This is a genomic window from Paraferrimonas sp. SM1919, from assembly GCF_010993985.1.
Classification (GTDB): Bacteria; Pseudomonadota; Gammaproteobacteria; order Enterobacterales; family Shewanellaceae; genus SM1919.
Genome location: NZ_WINH01000075.1, coordinates 1 through 471 on the forward strand (window position 1 = coordinate 1; position 471 = coordinate 471).

A 471-nucleotide genomic window follows, 5' to 3' on the forward strand; every position below is an offset into this window, starting at 1 on the left:
GTGCGCGACGCAAAGCGGCAATCAGGTACGTCCGCTCGACGTGCTCTTCCTGTGCCTACCCAGCAGCGCCGCACGCGTGCCCGTCTGGCAGCAAAACAGGCGGCCAGGACAGAAATCCCGTGTGGTTAAATGGGTAGCCAACGAGCTATGACATGAGACTCTGGCACCTATCATGAACGAGCGCGTTAGCGCCGCCCTTAGCCAATCGAGCATCCGAAAGCGAGCGACTACCAACGGATTGGGGCGGTAACCTATCGCAGCGCCGCATGCGCGCGGACGCGACATCCTCCTAGGGAGAGGGAAATGACTCGCTTATTCCGGCAGCACTTACGTAGCGGAAGCTGGCTGGCCAATAGCTGGCCCATTGCCGTATTTAGCTTCCTGACGGTCTTGTGCGGTTGCGGACAAAACAACGTCTCTGGCGGTTATATCGCCAAGCCTCCGGGCACAGTGGTCTGGTTCCAACTGGTG